Origin of the sequence: Geodermatophilus sp. YIM 151500 (genome assembly GCF_025716945.1) — a bacterium.
In the GTDB taxonomy this organism is placed as follows: domain Bacteria; phylum Actinomycetota; class Actinomycetes; order Mycobacteriales; family Geodermatophilaceae; genus YIM-151500.
In genome coordinates, this window is record NZ_JAOVZT010000044.1 from 1 (window position 1) to 1030 (window position 1030).

General features: G+C 78.1%; 1 protein-coding gene. It reads right to left on the reverse strand.

Annotated elements, in window-relative coordinates; genetic code table 11:
* Nucleotides 1–3: 3 nt before the first annotated feature.
* Nucleotides 4–1030: N-acetyl-gamma-glutamyl-phosphate reductase (gene argC, locus OF117_RS22065; protein WP_263555008.1), on the reverse strand; the 1027-nt coding region annotated here is incomplete at its 5' end.

Genomic DNA, 1030 nt, shown 5'->3' on the forward strand with positions numbered 1-1030 from the left:
CGCTCACGGTGCCACCCCGACCACGGGCAGGCCGGTGGTCTCGGGCAGGCCGAGGGCGAGGTTGGCGCACTGCACGGCGGCACCGGCGGTGCCCTTGGTGAGGTTGTCGACGGCCGCGACGACGACCAGCCGGCCGGCGTCCGGGTCGACGGCCACCTGCAGCGCGACGGTGTTGGCGCCCAGCACCTGCGCGGTGGTCGGCCACCGGCCCTCGGGCAGCAGGTGCACGAACGGCTCGTCGGCGTAGGCCTTCTCATACGCCGCCCGGGCGGCGGCCGCGTCGGTGCCCGGGGCGACCCGCGCCGAGCAGGTGGCCAGGATGCCGCGGGGCATCGGAACCAGCGTGGGCGTGAAGCTGACCGTCACCGGGGTGCCGGCGGCCCGCGACAGCGTCTGCACCATCTCGGGGGTGTGCCGGTGCACCCCGCCGACGCCGTAGGCGCTGACCGCGCCCATCACCTCGCTGCCGAGCAGGTGCGGCCCGGCCGACCGGCCCGCGCCGCTGGTGCCGCTGGCGGCCACCACCACGACCTCGGGCTCGACGAGGCCCTCGGCCAGGGCCGGCGCGAGGGCGAGCGCGACCGAGGTCGGATAGCACCCGGGCACGGCGATCCGCGTGGCCCCGCGCAGCCGCTCCCGCTGGCCGGGCAGCTCGGGCAGCCCGTACGGCCAGCCGCCGGGGTGCCCGCCGCCGTACCAGCGGGCCCACGCCGCCGGGTCGTCCAGCCGGTGGTCGGCTCCGCAGTCGACGACCAGCACGTCGCCGGGCAGCCGCGCGGCGATCGCGGCCGACTCGCCGTGCGGCAGGGCGAGCACGACCACGTCGTACCCGGCCAGGCTGCCCGCGTCGCTGGGCTGCACGGTCAGGTCGGCGAACGGGAGCAGGTGCGGCTGCAGCTCACCCAGGCGGCGGCCGGCGCTGCTCCCGGCGTGCACCCCGGCCAGCCGGAGGAACGGGTGCCCGGCCAGCAACCGGCACACCTCTCCCCCCGCATAGCCGGTGGCGCCGGTGACCCCCACCGTCCACGTC